We start from the raw sequence: 15,263 nt of genomic DNA on the forward strand, positions 1-15,263 counted from the left end.
TGGTGGTGAAGATACATGAAAAATACATAAACCGCTGTATTCAGCTGGCCCAAAACGGGCTGGGAAGAACCTATCCAAATCCTGTGGTAGGCAGTGTAATTGTATATAATGACACCATTATTGGCGAGGGCTGGCATCACAAAGCAGGAGAACCTCACGCCGAGGTAAATGCAGTAAATTCTATCAAAGATAAAAGCCTTCTCGCGAAGAGTACCATCTATGTGAGCCTGGAGCCTTGCAGTCATTACGGAAAGACGCCTCCCTGCAGCAATCTGATTATTGACAGCGGAATTAAAAAGGTAGTTATTGGCACTGTTGATCCATTTTCTAAAGTCGCGGGCAAAGGCATTAAAAAGCTATTGGATGCCGGCTGTGAAGTTCGGGTGGGAATATTAGAGCAGCAATGCCGGGAGCTAAACAAAAGATTCTTTACTTTTCACACAAAACAGCGTCCTTACATTATTCTTAAATGGGCGCAAAGCAGCGATGGCTTTTTAGCCCCTTTACCGCTTAAAAATGCTGAAAGAAAGCCTGTTTGGATCACAGGGAAATACTCCCAGCAGCTCGTCCACAAATGGAGGTCTCAAGAGCAGGCGATCATGGTGGGTACCAATACTGCAGTTACAGATAATCCAAAACTCAACACCCGCATGTGGCAGGGCAATGACCCGGTTAGGCTGGTACTGGACAGGAATTTGAGAATTCCTCAAGAATCTCACCTTTTTGACGCCTCAGTAAAAACCATTATCCTTACAGGAAAATCTTCGGAAGAAATAAGCTCCAAAAATGTCATTTTTGAGACCGTTAATTTCGAAGCAGACCTGGCACAGCAGGTTTGTGATACACTTTTCCGTCACGAGATCCAGTCGGTTATTATTGAGGGAGGACGGGAGACACTGCAAACCTTCATTGCTGCCAATTTATGGGACGAAGCCCGAATTTTCATTGGAAAACCTCATTTTAAAGAGGGAGTCAAAGCTCCTGAAGTGGCAGGAACTCTAACTTCTGAAACAAAGGTTGACGAGGACCAGTTAAAGATATATTTGAATGATTAAAACTATAATATTTGATTTTGGAGATGTTTTTCTCAATCTCGACAAACCGGCTACGGCGCGAGAATTAAAGAAGCTTGAGATTTCACATTTTTCAGAAGAAATGCTGCACAAAAATCAGCTCTATGAAAAAGGCTTGATCACTTCGGAAGAATTCATATCCGGCTATTGCGAGTCTTTTCCGAAGTTAACTTCCGGTAATTTTAAGGATTCCTGGAATGCCATCCTCGTTGATTTTCCCGAACATCGCCTGAAGTTTCTTAAAAAACTAAAAGAGGAAAAATCCTACAAGCTTATTCTTCTTAGCAATACTAATCATATTCATATTGACTGGGTAAAAAAGAATGTTTCATTTTTCGAGGAATTTAAAAATTCTTTTGATGCTTTTTACCTTTCCCAGGAAATCAACCTGCGCAAACCCGACCCTGAGATTTTCGAATATGTCCTGGAAAAACACGATCTAAAACCCGGGGAAACTCTTTTTATTGATGACACCCCCGAAAATACTGAAGCCGCCTCAAAGCTGGGAATTCATACCTGGAATATTGATCCCGCACAAGAGGATGTCTCTGATCTTTTCACTATTAAAAGCGAATTATTTTGATCTACCTGTTGTTAAGTGTACTCTCATCAAGCGTGATCTTTGTGATCTTTAAACTTTTTGAGCGCTTTAAGATCAATACGCTACAGGCCATTATTTTCAATTATTTTTTCGCATTTTCGGCAGGGATGCTGGTAGACAGACAGGAGCTGGACCCTTTAAATGTACTTTCGAAAGATTGGTTTTTAGGAACCTTTATTCTCGGGTTCATGTTTATCGCTGTCTTTTACCTGGCCGCCATTACAACTCAAAAAAGCGGATTATCTGTGGTATCTGTCGCTACGAAAATGTCAGTCGCTATTCCGGTTTTCTTTGGCATAATTCTTTACAATGAAAGCACAGGCTGGATAAAGATCATGGGGATTCTCCTCGCTCTGGTGGCCGTCTATTTAACTTCCATTAAAAAGAAAGAAGGCATCACGATTAGAAAAAGAAACTTGATCTTTCCGCTCCTGGTTTTCTTTGGTAGCGGCATTATTGATACAACACTCAAATTCCTGGAAACTTCTTATGTCGCCGAAGCCGATGTCGCCCTTTTTTCCTCCACTATTTTCGCCATAGCCGGAATTATTGGAGTTTTGATCCTTCTTATTCAGGCCATAAGAGGCACTCTTAAGTTGAGTTTCAAAAATGTAATTGGAGGCGTGGCTTTGGGTATTCCGAATTTTGGTTCTATTTACTTTTTGGTCATGGCTTTGCGAACCGAAGGGCTGGAGAGTTCCACAATTTTCCCAATTAACAATGTGGCGATTGTTATGATCTCCACTTTCCTCGGGATTCTTTTGTTTAAGGAAAAGATGTTGTCCAAGAATTGGATAGGAATTCTACTTGCGATAACCAGTATCATTTTAATTGCAACTTCTGAAGAATGGATGTAAAAGACACCTATAAAACAATCACAAAACCTTCTGAAGAAGTATTGTTCAAAGACAAGAACAGTAAATTCTTTGGTTACGCTTTTCCAATAACCACAGAAGAAGAGGCCAAGGAACATCTTGAAGACCTAAAGAAAAAACATCATGCTGCCCGGCATTGGTGCTATGCCTGGCAATTGGGGAAAAGCGATTTTCACTACAGGGCCAATGATGACGGGGAACCATCAAATTCGGCAGGAATGCCTATTTACGGGCAAATACAATCTTTTGAAGTAACTAACATTCTAATAGTTGTGGTAAGATACTTTGGGGGAGTAAAATTGGGAGTTGGCGGCTTGATCAATGCTTACAAAACTGCTGCGCAAATGGCCCTGGAAGCTTCAAGGATCGTCACCAGGACAATTGATGTAAAGTTTGAGATCTCTTTTGATTACCCCGAAATGAACAAAGTGATGCGGGTGATCAAAGAGAATAATCTAAATGTCGTGGACCAAATCCTGGAATTGGATTGTAAGGTCATAATCCTGGTTAGAAAAAATGAAGCCGAAAGAATTCACGATAAATTTGATGCTACCTATAAAGTATCTATTAAAGAACTGGAAGATCAATAGCCGAGTTTCTCGAGAACATATTGTGGACATTTAATAGGTTTACTCTTTTCCACATCCATAAATATTAAAGTGGTTTCGGCTGTGGTGAGCAGTTCTCCATTCTGGTTGAAGATCTCGTATTCAAATGCTATGCGCACCCCGGGCTTCTGTTTTAACCGGGTCACGATTTTTAACTCATCATCAAATTTTGCCGACTTTTTAAATTTTAAATTGAGCTCGTAAACAGGCAGCATCACCCCCTCTTCTTCCATTTTTCGGTAGGAAATTCCCAGGGCATCCAGCCAGTCGATACGGGCTATCTCGAGATATTGAGCATAATTACCGTGATAGACGACTCCCATTTGATCTGTCTCTGCATATCTAACTTTAACATAGGTGAAGTGGCTTTTCATGATTTTTTTAAGTGTTTATTTGAATCGGTTTTGTACTTTCACAGTGAACGAAGTATGCTAAAATTTTTGTTAAAATTCAAGTAGTTAAACGTTTTTTTTTCAGATAATTTGTTCACATATTTGTTGCTCTTAAAAACCCAAGGGGAAAGATATTTTCTCTTTTTCTTATGGAAGTCACAACTAACAAACGTATTATAAATTTAGAATCCGGAATGTCAGAAACTGCGCAATCAGTTTGGAATAACTGCCTAGCTTTCATAAAAGATAATATTACTCCACAGGCATACAAAACGTGGTTTGAACCTATACAGGCTGTTAAACTTTCAGATAGGGCTTTGAGCATTCAGGTACCTTCAAAATTCTTTTACGAGTGGCTTGAAGAGCACTATGTTAAACTTCTTAAAGTTTCGTTAAACAGAGTGCTTGGTGACCAGGCCAAACTGGTGTATGTTATAAGAATGGAAAATACCTACGGCAACAAACAACCTTTTACCGAAAAGATTCCCAGTACAAATCGTTCTAACGTCGCTTCCCAGGAAGTTGATGTGCCTATAAAGAATAAAAATCCGGAGTTGAAGAACCCTTTTATTATTCCCGGAATCAGGAATGTAAAAATCGAATCCCAACTCAATCCCAGTTATAATTTTGATAACTTTTTAGAAGGAGATTCCAACAGGCTTGCTAGATCTGCAGGACTGGCCGTGGCTAACAAGCCGGGAGAAACTTCTTTTAACCCTTTACTTATTTTTGGAGGTGTAGGTCTTGGAAAGACTCACCTGGCTCATTCTATTGGGATCGAAATCAAGGACAAGTATCCGGAAAAAACGGTTTTATATATTTCTGCAGAAAAATTTACACAACAGTATATTGAATCTGTAAAAAAGAATAATAGAAACGATTTCATTCATTTCTACCAGATCATTGATGTGCTAATTGTGGATGATATCCAGTTGCTTTCGGGGAAAGCCGGAACACAGGATGTATTCTTCCATATTTTCAACCACCTGCACCAAAACCGAAAGCAGGTGATCCTAACAAGCGACAAGGCTCCGGTGGATATGCAGGATATCGAGCAACGCCTGCTTTCCCGATTCAAATGGGGACTTTCTGCCGAATTACAACATCCCGACAATGAAACACGGGTCTCTATCATAAAAAGCAAACTTTACCGCGACGGGGTAGAGATGCCCGAGGAAATTGTTGAATTCCTGGCCAATAATATAAAGACTAATATTCGTGAACTGGAAGGAGCTATAATTTCGTTGATCGCTCACTCCTCTTTTAACAAAAAAGATATTACTCTTGAACTGGCAAAAAAGATTGTGGACAATTACGTTAAGAACACCAAACGTGAGGTTTCCATAGATTACATTCAAAAAATAGTGAGTGAATATTTCCAGATGGATGTGGAAACATTACAATCCAAAACCAGAAAAAGACATATTGTACAGGCCCGCCAGTTAGCGATGTTTTTTGCCAAAAAGTTTACAAAAGCCTCTTTGGCGAGTATTGGATCTCAAATTGGAAAGAGAGATCACGCGACTGTACTCCACGCCTGCAAAACTGTAGACAATTTAGCTTCTACCGACAAACAATTCCAGAAGTTTGTTGAGGATATCAATAAGAAATTAACTCTTTAGGTATGAAGACCCGGATCCTGATGGTGTGTCTTGGAAATATCTGCAGGTCACCTCTGGCCGAAGGAATTCTTAAATCCAAGGTAGATCCACAACAGATTTTTGTCGATTCTGCAGGAACCAGTAACTATCATGTAGATGATTGCCCCGACCCCAGATCTGTTTCGATCGCAAGAGAGAATAATCTGGATATTACTTCCCAGCGCGGAAGGCAATTTTCGGCAGAAGATTTCGAGAATTTTGACAGGATCTATGTAATGGACATGTCAAATTACCATGATGTAATTTCCCTGGCTGCCAATGAAGAGCACAGGAAGAAAGTATCGCTGATTCTTAACGAAATCTTCCCCGGTGAAAATGTAGAAGTTCCCGATCCTTACCACGGAGGGGACCATGGCTTTAAAAAGGTCTACCAGATGCTGGATGAGGCCTGTGAAGTAATTGCAGAAAAACACAAATAGTTTGAGTTCACCTTTCTCCTATCCCGGAAAATTGTATTTGCTGCCCACCACCTTGGGAGACAATGACCCCCTGGAAGTTTTACCGGCCACCGTACAAAAACAGGTAGAACGTATTAACATTTTTATTGCTGAAAACGAAAAAACCGCCCGCAGGGCAATAAAGAAGCTGGTGCCAACAAAGTCCCAGCCTTCTCTACAATTCTTCTTATTAAATAAACATACAGAACCTTCAGAGATTCCATCTTTTCTTGAAGCTTGCAAAGCAGGTACAGATATAGGATTACTTAGTGAAGCTGGTTGTCCCGGTGTTGCCGATCCAGGTGCCGAAGTCGTAAAAATTGCTCACAGAGAAGGAATACAGGTGATACCAATGGTTGGCCCCTCCTCTATTTTGTTAGCTATGATGGCTTCGGGAATGAACGGGCAAAATTTCGCTTTCAATGGCTACCTGCCCATAGATAAAACGGCGAGAAAAAGTGAGATTAAAGCACTGGAAAAGATCTCTCTTGAGAAAAATCAAGCCCAGTCTTTTATTGAAACCCCTTATAGAAACAATAAGATGCTGGAGGACCTGATACAGATCCTGCACCCCGGCACCCGCATTTGTATAGCCTGCGACCTTACGCTTAGCACAGAATTCGTGGTGACCAAAACAGCTGCAGAATGGGGTAAAACAAAAGTGGACCTTCATAAAAGGCCCACAATTTTTATATTACAGAAGGACTATTAGCCTTCGCTTTCCTGTCGGGGACGACAAAAGAAGTATCGAACCCTTCAAACTTTTTAAAGTAATGCTTTATTGAAGTGCCAAAACCATCACTAAAACTATTGGTTCCATTACTTCTAAGAAATTTTTTGACATTTCCGGGGCCGGCAAGATGAGCGGCTGCAAGAATTCCCGATTCGGTTATTTTGATCCCGTTCACAACCTGATCCTCAAAACGCTCGATATCCTTTCTAAGAATCCATTTATTACGGGAGGCATTTGCATAAAAAGCAGCTTCCTGAAGATCGGGAGAGTTTAGAAAAAGATTCGTGTCTCTTATCCCAATTAACTTTAGGGTTCCTCTACCAAACTGGTACTTGCCCATGTAGCCAAATTCATTGATGACCTTATAATCACCACCAGATTCCTTAAATCCCAAAGCCTCTTTAAAGGCTACGTAAGACTTACCCAGTGCAGGGTAAGATCGAAGCTGTGGATCAAAAACAGCAGCATCTGGGGAATATGGCACTTCAAAAGTTAATTCCTCATTTACTGTTTTAAACTCTTCCAGCAAAGCAGTGTTAATATCCTGGGCTTTGTTAGTCGAAAAGCTGTAAAAGAATATAGAGGCTCCTACAACCGGTAATACTGAAAATTTTGCAACTTTCTTCTTCATCCTATTTGATTTAGCTTTAAAAAACCTTTAAGATTATTTCAAAACAGCCGACAAATGTAAGGTTTTTTTTAAAAATCTTATTATCAACATGTTAACCTAATTCTTAAAGAAATTTTAAGGTTGCACACATCATTGCATAGAACGTGCCAAGAATGAATTTAGTACAGCCTATAATCCACTAGGAATTAATTAATTACCTTTTGATCTTTTGCTCATTTATCCATTTTACATACGCCCGCTTGTTGGCATTGTGCTGCGAGAGGGTTTTGGCAAATTTGTGGTAACCAAAATTCTCTACATCTGCCACAAAATAAAAATAATCGTGGTCTTCATGGTTTAGAACGGCGTCAATCGAAGAAATATCGGGCATAGTAATGGGCCCGGGAGGAAGTTCTTTATACTTATAGGTATTATAAGGGGAATCCAGGGTAAGGTCTGCATATAATACCCGTTTAATGATTGTATCAAAATTCTGTAGCTTGTCCTTTAAAGCATAGATCACAGTAGGATCTGCTTCCAGCTTCCAGCCTTTTTTTATTCTGTTCATGTAAACTCCTCCAACCTTTGGTCTTTCGTCTACTTTCGCGGTCTCCTTCTGAATGATTGAAGCAATCACCATAACCTCCTGCGGGGTGAGACCTAATTCTTTAGCCCTGGCAAGCCTTTTCTCTGTCCAAAAGCGATCATATTCAGTTTTCATTCGCTCACGGAATTCTGTAGCAGAAGTGTTCCAGAAAAACTGATATTTATTGGGAACGTACATCGAGAGGGCATTCTTCTCCCCGAAGCCATACTTGTTCAAAAAAGCTGAATCTTTCATGCTTTCAAGTAGTTGGGTACTATCGGCTTCAATTTGGGAAGCTACCCTACCGGCGAGATCCTCAAGCCTTTCCTGATTATTGAAGGTGACCCATACTGGCTCATTAGTACTGCGAAGCGTATTAATGATCTCATTATTGTTCATACCCTTTTTTAGGATGAACCTTCCGGCTTTAATATTGTCAACATAGCCTTTTTTTTGAGCCACAACATCAAATTCCCCTTCATTTTCAAGGTAAGGCTCCAGGATATTTCGTACTTCGGGATAAGTAGCACCGGTAGGAACATATACATCTACCGTTTCTTCGGAAAAAGCAGTGTTTGATGAAAAAATGACATCATAAATGTACCAGGAAAAACCTGCCAGTCCCAGGATGCCTAAAAGGGCAATAATTAATAAAATTTTCTTGATATACATTTTAATTGATCAATTGATACATAATTTCATCCTTATATTTTCCCTCCACAAAATTCCAATCCTTTTTTATTGCAGCTTTAAAAAATCCTGCCTTTTCAAACAGCAGTTTACTGGCGACATTATCGTCCCCCACATTTGCATACACCTGGTGGAGGCCGAGATGGGTAAAACAGTATTTGCAAAGCAACTCCAGGGCCTCTTTGCCATAACCTTTCTGGCGATTCATCCTGTTAATAATTACTATGCCCAAAGCCGCACGTCTATTTTTGGGATCGAAATCAAAAATGTCAATAAAACCCAAGGGCTCTCCTGCGATCTCACAAATAACCAGTCTTAGCTGTTTAATTTCATAGATATCCTTATGGGAATTTTCAAGGTACTGCTTTAGAATAAAGCGGGAAAAAGGAACGCTGGTAGCACTAACTTCCCAAAACTCCTCATTGTTCTCCACCTCAAAAAGCAGGTCCAGATCTTCGGGTTCCAAAGCTCGTAAAAAGACCAGTTCTCCTTTTAAGGTCAACATGTTATTTCTCCTTTAAAAACCTGCTTTGCAGGTCCCTTTAACCAAATATTCCTGAATTCGTCACCCGAAGGTTCAAAGCTCACCTCAAGTTCACCTCCCGGAGTGTTCAAAGTAACCGAAGTAGAAGAGGTCCTGCCAGAAAAATAAGCAGCCAGAGCAACAGCTGTTACGCCGGTGCCACAAGAAAGAGTTTCATCTTCTACTCCCCTTTCATATGTTCTCACTTGAAAGGTATCATTATCTACAGGAGACACGAAGTTTACGTTTGTTCCTCCCCGTTCCATGTACTGTGGAGAATATCGCACTGCAGCACCTTCTTTTTTGACATCTTTTCCGGTAACATCTTCAGAAAAAATGACATGATGTGGAGAACCGGTATTCAGAAAAAAGTTATTTTCAGATTTAGAAATCTGGTTCACATCTGTCATTCTTAAACTTATCTTTTCATCCTCTATCACTGCTTCATGGAAACCATCTATAGCAGTAAAAGCTGCCCTGTCTGAAATTATTCCAAGAAATTTCGCAAAAGCCACAAGACACCTGCCCCCATTGCCGCACATACTGCTCTCATTACCATCGGCATTGAAATAGACCATTTTAAAGTCTTCTCCTGCATTGGATGGTTTTTCCAAAAGAATAAGACCATCTGCCCCAACACCAAATCTCCTGTCACAAAGGAACCTGATAAAAGTGGTATCATTTTTGGATAAAATCAAACTACGGTTATCTACCATAATGAAATCATTTCCCGTACCCTGATATTTAAAAAAGTTCAGCTTCATCTGGCATTTTTAAGGGTTCAAAGATACAATAATATGTAAAAAAACGGGAGCAGTTGGATGAGAGTAATGCAGTGGAAGATACATACTAAAGTCTTAAATATTTTGTTCCACAATTAATAAAAACATATAAGAAACATGAAAAGATTCACAAGTGTTCTCATGATCTCTGTTTTAAGCGGAATTCTTACCCTTGGTGGCTACGTCCTTTTTATTGAGGAAGACAACGTTTTTATCCAGGAAAGCGAGGTTCTCCCGGATTACACCCCGGTAAACCTGAATTCCCTTCCTGCAGATGTTAATGCAGATTTTACAGAAGCGGCCAACAAATCGGTAAATGCTGTAGTACACGTAAAAAATGTAGCAACAGTAAGAAGATCACCTTTTTCCTCCAGTACGACTCAAGCCCTGCAGGGAGCGGGAAGTGGGGTTATTATTTCTCCAGATGGTTATATAGTAACCAACAATCACGTTATCCAGAAAGCTAACCAGCTTCAGGTAACCCTTAATAACAATCAGAGTTATATGGCAGAAGTCATAGGAACAGATCCTAAGACAGATATTGCCTTACTAAAAATTGATGCTGAAGACCTTGATTATCTTCCGTTTGGGGATTCAGATAATGCCCGTATTGGGGAATGGGTTCTTGCAGTTGGAAATCCTTTTAATCTTACCTCTACAGTAACTGCCGGAATAATTTCGGCTAAGTCACGGGACCTGGGAATGGACTCAAATGTATCTTCCTTTATACAGACAGATGCAGCAGTTAACCCGGGGAACAGTGGGGGTGCATTAGTTAATATTTTTGGAGAACTTATAGGTATTAATACAGCCATTACTTCTCAAACCGGGACTTATGTAGGCTACGCCTTTGCCGTACCTTCCAATAATGCAAGAAAGATTGTAGAAGACATTCTTGAATATGGGGATGTTCAACAAGGTATTCTGGGTATTCGAGGAGTACAGGCCGCAAATGTTCCACGGGATTATGGGGTGAAAGTTTCTGAAGGAATATACGTAGACCAGGTTGAAGAAGGAAGTGGTGCAGATAAAGCCGGTATACGTTCGGGAGATGTGATCACCAAACTTGACAATGTAGAAATAAGGAAATTCTCGGACCTTACAGGATATATAGGTTCTAAAAGACCTAATGATGTAGTGAATGTACAGGTTATAAGAGATGGAAATACCAGGGAATTTGACGTTACTCTTACCAAGTATGAAGTGTTTCAAATAAAGGCCATAGGTCTTGAGGTAACTAACGCTACACCTATAGAACTTAAACAAAAGAATGTTCCCAATGGCGTGAAGATCACAAGAGGATTAACTCCTCAAATGCAAAATGAACAACTCTACGGAACAATAATTACAGCAATTGACAATATTCCCGTAAAGAATGTAGGAGATGTTGAAAGAATTATGAAGCAGAGATCTACCGGAGATCCAATCACAGTAACTTTTGTAACTCCCGACGGAGAAAAACAAAAATACGTTTGGCGATAAACTTTATTATAAAAATTGAAATGAAATACCTGCTTAATGAGCAGGTATTTTTTTTGTTAAAATACTTTTACGAAAACGTTTGAAATATATACTTTTGCGGCAGTTTTAAAACAACACAATTAAAGAGAAATGAACTCTAACGAAGTCTACGAAAAAGAATTAGCCTTTCAGGCAGATCGTCGCAGGGCGGCAGTACAATTTATTAAAACCGTAAGTGATCTTTGGTACGATAAGTCAATCGAATTGGTTTTGTTTAGAAATCAATTAATCGATCGTAATGTCAGCGATATTCTGGACCTGCATGAGTATGCAGGAGAATTTGTTGAAAAGCCTATATCAATATTTGATTCGGTGGAAATTGCCGACGCCATCAAAAAGCTAGATTTCCCACCTGCAAAGCTGGACATTGGAAAGTTGACCTATGAATATCACCTGGAGGACGAAAAATACTCTAATGCCACAGCTTTTGTTTCCAGCAAATTGAAGGAAGCAAAGAAGGTTGAGGAACTTACTCCAAAAGATGTGGTCCTTTATGGTTTTGGTCGCATTGGAAGACTGGTGGCCCGTGAACTTATGACTCGCACAGGTAAAGGAAGCCAGTTACGGCTTAGAGCAATCGTTACCCGCGGAAAGATTGATGAAACCACTCTTGAAAAAAGGGCAAGCCTTCTTAAAAATGACTCTGTACACGGGGATTTTTCAGGAACTGTTTCTTATAATGTTGAGAAAAAGTGTCTTATTATCAATGGCACCACAGTTCACATGATCTCGGCCAATGAACCTGAAGAAGTAGACTATACTTCATACGGAATAAAAGATGCACTTGTTATTGATAATACAGGGGCCTTTCGAGATGAAGAGGCTCTTAAAAGGCACCTTAGCTCAAAGGGAGCTTCAAAAGTTCTACTAACTGCTCCGGGTAAGGGTGTACCTAACATCGTTCATGGCGTTAACCATTTAGAGTACAACCCAGATGAAGTTTCAATTTTCTCTGCAGCATCATGTACTACAAACGCTATTACCCCTGTGTTAAAGGCTGTACAGGATTCCTTTGGTGTTGTTCACGGGCACCTGGAAACTATCCATGCCTATACCAACGACCAGAACCTTGTTGATAATATGCACAAAAAATACAGGAGAGGTCGCGCTGCAGCCCTTAATATGGTGATTACCGAAACAGGTGCAGGACAGGCCGTAGCTAAAGCATTACCCATCTTTGACGGGAAACTTACCTCCAATGCCATTCGTGTTCCGGTTCCTAATGGTTCCCTTGCAATCTTAAATTTAGAATTGGAAACTCCTACCACAAGAGATGGAATTAATGAAATTCTCAAGAAATATGCTCTTGAAGGAGTCCTGGTTGAACAGATAAAATATTCTATAGATAATGAACTTGTATCTACAGATATTGTGGGTTCTGCCCAACCCTCAATATATGACAGTCACGCAACAATAGTATCTGCCGATGGAAAGAATGCAGTGCTGTATGTTTGGTACGATAATGAATACGGCTACAGCCATCAGGTTATCCGTCTAGCAAAATACATCGCGAAAGTGAGAAGATTTACCTATTATTAATGTTGAGTTCAATTAGTGAAGAGGCCCGTCATTTAAAAGTGACGGGTTTTTTTGTGCTCCGCAATGAAACCTGAAGGCAGTAAAACAAACATTCCCGATAAAGACCCTCAGAAAACAAAAGAAAATTAACTAAAAATATTCCCTTAGGCAGAAAGCCGTGCGATTTTAATTCTTTAGTTTTGCCACCGCTTTCCAATGAACACAGATACACAGGAAGTTAAAGAAGAAAAAATCTAAAATTTCTTTACAATAACAGGTAGGTAGGTTCGTTGTTAAAGTGACTGAAAAATTTAATTACTCGCTATGAAAAACATTTTATTTACCTTCTTATTTTTATTTACTGCTGCCACAACAGTAGCCCAAAACCCTGGTGAGACCACTATTGCTGAAAAGTTCCAGGAATTGATCACCAGTTCTAATAACTTTAAAGGCTACAAGGTAGTTGACACAGATCAACTTATGACCTTACAGGAACTCACCTCCAACAGGATAGCAGAACTTAAGGAAGAAATTGCTTCCTCTAAAGAAGCTTTTAATGCCCAGGAAGGTAAGATTTCTGACCTACAAGCTGAATTAGATAATCTTACAGAACAATTAAGTACTGTGACAGCCCAAAAAGATGAAATATCTGTTTTGGGAATGTCTTTAAGCAAAGCTTCCTACAACACTGCTATGTGGAGTTTAGTAGGAATTCTGGTTCTGGCCCTTGCACTTTTTGTAGTACGGTACAAGAAAAGTCATATTCACACTGCAGAGGCCCGTAAAAATCTGGCAGAACTGGAAAAAGAATTTGATGCTTACAGGGTTAAAGCTCTTGAAAAAGAACAAAGACTTGGCCGTCTTCTACAGGATGAGAAAAACAAACAGCTTAAAGTAGCAAAGTAGCAGTTAAATTTTTTAGGTATTAACTACCTTTGCATCTCAACCCGGCCCGGCCAAACCTTTGTCCCAATGCGACTCGATATTCTTACCGTTGTTCCCGAAATCCTAAAAAGCCCCTTTGAGGCTTCTATCCTTAAAAGGGCAATTGAAAAAGGTCATGTGGAAATTCATCTTCACAACCTGCGGGATTATGTAAGTGACAATTACAAACAAATTGATGATTACCAGTATGGCGGAGGTGCAGGAATGGTAATGATGATCGAGCCAATAGATAAATGCATCCAGGCCCTGAAGGCGGAAAGGGATTATGATGAAGTCATCTATATGACCCCCGATGGAGAAACCCTGAAACAGGGAATCGCTAATGAATTGTCCCTTAAAGAGAATCTTATCATCCTCTGTGGACATTATAAAGGAGTAGATCAAAGAGTGCGTGATCATTTCATTACCCGCGAGATTTCGGTTGGAGATTATGTGCTTTCGGGAGGAGAATTGGGAGCTGCGATTCTAAGTGATGCGATAATTCGGCTTCTACCGGGAGTTTTGGGAAATGAAACTTCTGCCCTTACAGATTCTTTTCAGGATAATTTACTTGCCCCACCAATTTACACCAGGCCGGCAGAATACAAAGGTTGGAAAGTACCGGAAATCCTTACTTCAGGAAACACTCCTAAAATCGAGGAGTGGCGGGAAGACCAGGCATATGCCCGCACTATGGCGCTTCGTCCAGACCTATTAGACGAGGAAGAAAAATAAATAAGACGATTCTTTTTTGAATCATAAAAATTATTACTTTTGCACACGTTTCTGAACCAACCTCTGGCGATCTCCGTGAATGTTGCTTTAGACTTTATATTTAAACCATTATAGATATGGAATCCTTAGTTAAATTTGTACAAGACGAATTTGTAACAAGTAAAGATTTTCCTGATTTTGCAGCAGGAGATACTATTACTGTTTACTATGAAATTACAGAGGGTCAAAAAACCCGTACTCAGTTCTTCCGTGGAGTTGTTATTCAGAAAAGAGGAACAGGAGCTTCTCAAACTTTTACTATTCGTAAAATGAGTGGAACTGTAGGTGTTGAGCGTATTTTCCCGCTTAACCTTCCTGCCCTTCAAAAGATCGAGATCAACAAGCGCGGTAAAGTACGTAGAGCCAGAATTTACTACTTTAGAGAACTTACTGGTAAAAAAGCCCGTATCAAAGAAAGAAGAAGATAATCTTTCAAAATATACTATGAAAAGGCCTCATTTTTTGAGGCTTTTTTATTTGGATTTTTTTTAGGAAATATTTATAACTTTCTGAAATCAAATTACTTGCGTTTGAAATAATAAATTTGTAAATTTATTATAGAGTTTAAAGTTAAAGAATGTCGCAAGGAATTCTTCTTTCAAACTCAATGTAGAGCAAAGATCTTTACATATGTTTTTACCTTTTTGAATAACAATATGCCCGACATAGTTGGTTTAATTCGGTAAAAACGTTTTGGATGATTTACACACACTCTTTTGGGACATGTAAATCCATCCAGATGAAATAACAACTTGCTTGTGAAATATAGATTTCACTTGAGAATGTAAAAGTTCAGCAAAGAATGTTATTTCATTAGAGCCATTTCATTATCAAAATAGTGAAATGGCTTTTTTTTGTCCATTTTGCCCCTCTTTCTCGGATCAAGAACAATTTCTGGGTTTTTGAGTTTTTAAGCAAATAATTTCTCAAGCCGATACAAGAAGAACTCTGTTTT

Annotated in this window: 17 protein-coding genes; 12 read left to right on the forward strand and 5 right to left on the reverse strand. The window is 39.6% G+C overall.

Going from position 1 to position 15,263, the window contains the following annotated elements; genetic code table 11:
* Positions 1-5 precede the first annotated feature (5 nt).
* Genes ribD through OU683_RS11375 form a run of 4 tightly spaced genes read left to right on the forward strand, consistent with a single transcriptional unit; the run spans position 6 to position 3,139 of the window.
* A complete protein-coding gene (gene ribD, locus OU683_RS11360; protein WP_268138360.1) occupies positions 6-1,055 on the forward strand; it encodes a bifunctional diaminohydroxyphosphoribosylaminopyrimidine deaminase/5-amino-6-(5-phosphoribosylamino)uracil reductase RibD in 1,050 nt (349 codons plus the stop codon).
* The gene (locus OU683_RS11365) at positions 1,048-1,656 is read left to right on the forward strand and encodes an HAD family hydrolase (protein WP_268138324.1); all 609 of its coding nucleotides are present in this window, start codon (positions 1,048-1,050) and stop codon (positions 1,654-1,656) included. The genes ribD and OU683_RS11365 overlap by 8 nt, the downstream gene beginning before the upstream one ends.
* Entirely contained in the window at positions 1,653-2,531 is an 879-nt protein-coding gene (locus OU683_RS11370) for an EamA family transporter (RefSeq protein WP_268138326.1), read from the forward strand. The genes OU683_RS11365 and OU683_RS11370 overlap by 4 nt, the downstream gene beginning before the upstream one ends.
* A complete protein-coding gene (locus OU683_RS11375) occupies positions 2,522-3,139 on the forward strand; it encodes an IMPACT family protein (RefSeq protein ID WP_268138328.1) in 618 nt (205 codons plus the stop codon). Before OU683_RS11370 ends, OU683_RS11375 begins: the two co-directional genes overlap by 10 nt.
* Here OU683_RS11375 and OU683_RS11380 read toward each other — a convergent pair.
* Positions 3,133-3,531 (reverse strand): acyl-CoA thioesterase, encoded by a 399-nt coding sequence (locus OU683_RS11380; protein ID WP_268138330.1) that lies wholly within the window; start codon positions 3,529-3,531, stop codon positions 3,133-3,135. The two genes, OU683_RS11375 and OU683_RS11380, sit on opposite strands and share 7 nt — an antisense overlap.
* Positions 3,532-3,743: 212 nt before the next feature.
* Here OU683_RS11380 and dnaA point away from each other — a divergent pair, with 212 nt between their 5' ends.
* The 3 genes from dnaA to OU683_RS11395 are packed head-to-tail and all read left to right on the forward strand — an operon-like array spanning position 3,744 to position 6,359.
* Positions 3,744-5,171 carry a chromosomal replication initiator protein DnaA gene (gene dnaA, locus OU683_RS11385; RefSeq protein WP_228916564.1) on the forward strand — a complete coding sequence of 476 codons (1,428 nt, stop codon included), beginning with the start codon at positions 3,744-3,746 and terminating at the stop codon, positions 5,169-5,171.
* A 2-nt stretch (positions 5,172-5,173) separates the two neighbouring features.
* Complete coding sequence (locus OU683_RS11390; RefSeq protein WP_268138332.1) at positions 5,174-5,629, forward strand: low molecular weight protein-tyrosine-phosphatase; 456 nt, start codon at positions 5,174-5,176, stop codon at positions 5,627-5,629.
* A gap of 1 nt (position 5,630) precedes the next feature.
* Positions 5,631-6,359: an SAM-dependent methyltransferase gene (locus OU683_RS11395; RefSeq protein WP_268138334.1), complete on the forward strand. Its 729-nt coding sequence runs from the start codon at positions 5,631-5,633 to the stop codon at positions 6,357-6,359.
* Here the strand turns inward: OU683_RS11395 and OU683_RS11400 are convergent.
* From OU683_RS11400 to dapF, 4 genes are all read right to left on the reverse strand, one after another.
* On the reverse strand, positions 6,337-7,011 hold the full coding sequence (locus OU683_RS11400) for a peptidoglycan-binding protein LysM (RefSeq protein WP_268138336.1): 675 nt from the start codon (positions 7,009-7,011) through the stop codon (positions 6,337-6,339). The genes OU683_RS11395 and OU683_RS11400 overlap by 23 nt on opposite strands.
* A 193-nt stretch (positions 7,012-7,204) precedes the next feature.
* A complete protein-coding gene (mltG, locus tag OU683_RS11405; RefSeq protein ID WP_268138338.1) occupies positions 7,205-8,248 on the reverse strand; it encodes an endolytic transglycosylase MltG in 1,044 nt (347 codons plus the stop codon).
* Between the two features lies 1 nt (position 8,249).
* A complete protein-coding gene (locus OU683_RS11410) occupies positions 8,250-8,771 on the reverse strand; it encodes a GNAT family N-acetyltransferase (protein WP_268138340.1) in 522 nt (173 codons plus the stop codon).
* Positions 8,765-9,553: a diaminopimelate epimerase gene (gene dapF, locus OU683_RS11415; protein ID WP_268138342.1), complete on the reverse strand. Its 789-nt coding sequence runs from the start codon at positions 9,551-9,553 to the stop codon at positions 8,765-8,767. Before dapF ends, OU683_RS11410 begins: the two co-directional genes overlap by 7 nt.
* 135 nt (positions 9,554-9,688) lie before the next feature.
* Between dapF and OU683_RS11420 the strand changes: the two genes are divergently transcribed.
* The 5 genes from OU683_RS11420 (at position 9,689) to rplS (ending at position 14,736) form a co-directional block, all read left to right on the forward strand.
* Complete coding sequence (locus tag OU683_RS11420; protein ID WP_268138344.1) at positions 9,689-11,053, forward strand: trypsin-like peptidase domain-containing protein; 1,365 nt, start codon at positions 9,689-9,691, stop codon at positions 11,051-11,053.
* A 129-nt stretch (positions 11,054-11,182) separates the two neighbouring features.
* A complete protein-coding gene (locus tag OU683_RS11425; RefSeq protein WP_268138347.1) occupies positions 11,183-12,631 on the forward strand; it encodes a glyceraldehyde-3-phosphate dehydrogenase in 1,449 nt (482 codons plus the stop codon).
* A 303-nt stretch (positions 12,632-12,934) separates the two neighbouring features.
* Positions 12,935-13,516: a hypothetical protein gene (locus OU683_RS11430; RefSeq protein ID WP_268138349.1), complete on the forward strand. Its 582-nt coding sequence runs from the start codon at positions 12,935-12,937 to the stop codon at positions 13,514-13,516.
* Positions 13,517-13,582: 66 nt separating this feature from the next.
* Positions 13,583-14,269 (forward strand): tRNA (guanosine(37)-N1)-methyltransferase TrmD, encoded by a 687-nt coding sequence (gene trmD / locus OU683_RS11435; protein ID WP_268138351.1) that lies wholly within the window; start codon positions 13,583-13,585, stop codon positions 14,267-14,269.
* 116 nt (positions 14,270-14,385) lie between these two features.
* Entirely contained in the window at positions 14,386-14,736 is a 351-nt protein-coding gene (gene rplS / locus OU683_RS11440; protein WP_268138353.1) for a 50S ribosomal protein L19, read from the forward strand.
* Positions 14,737-15,263: the final 527 nt, after the last annotated feature.

It is taken from the genome of Salinimicrobium sp. TH3 (assembly GCF_026676115.1).
Classification (GTDB): domain Bacteria; phylum Bacteroidota; class Bacteroidia; order Flavobacteriales; family Flavobacteriaceae; genus Salinimicrobium.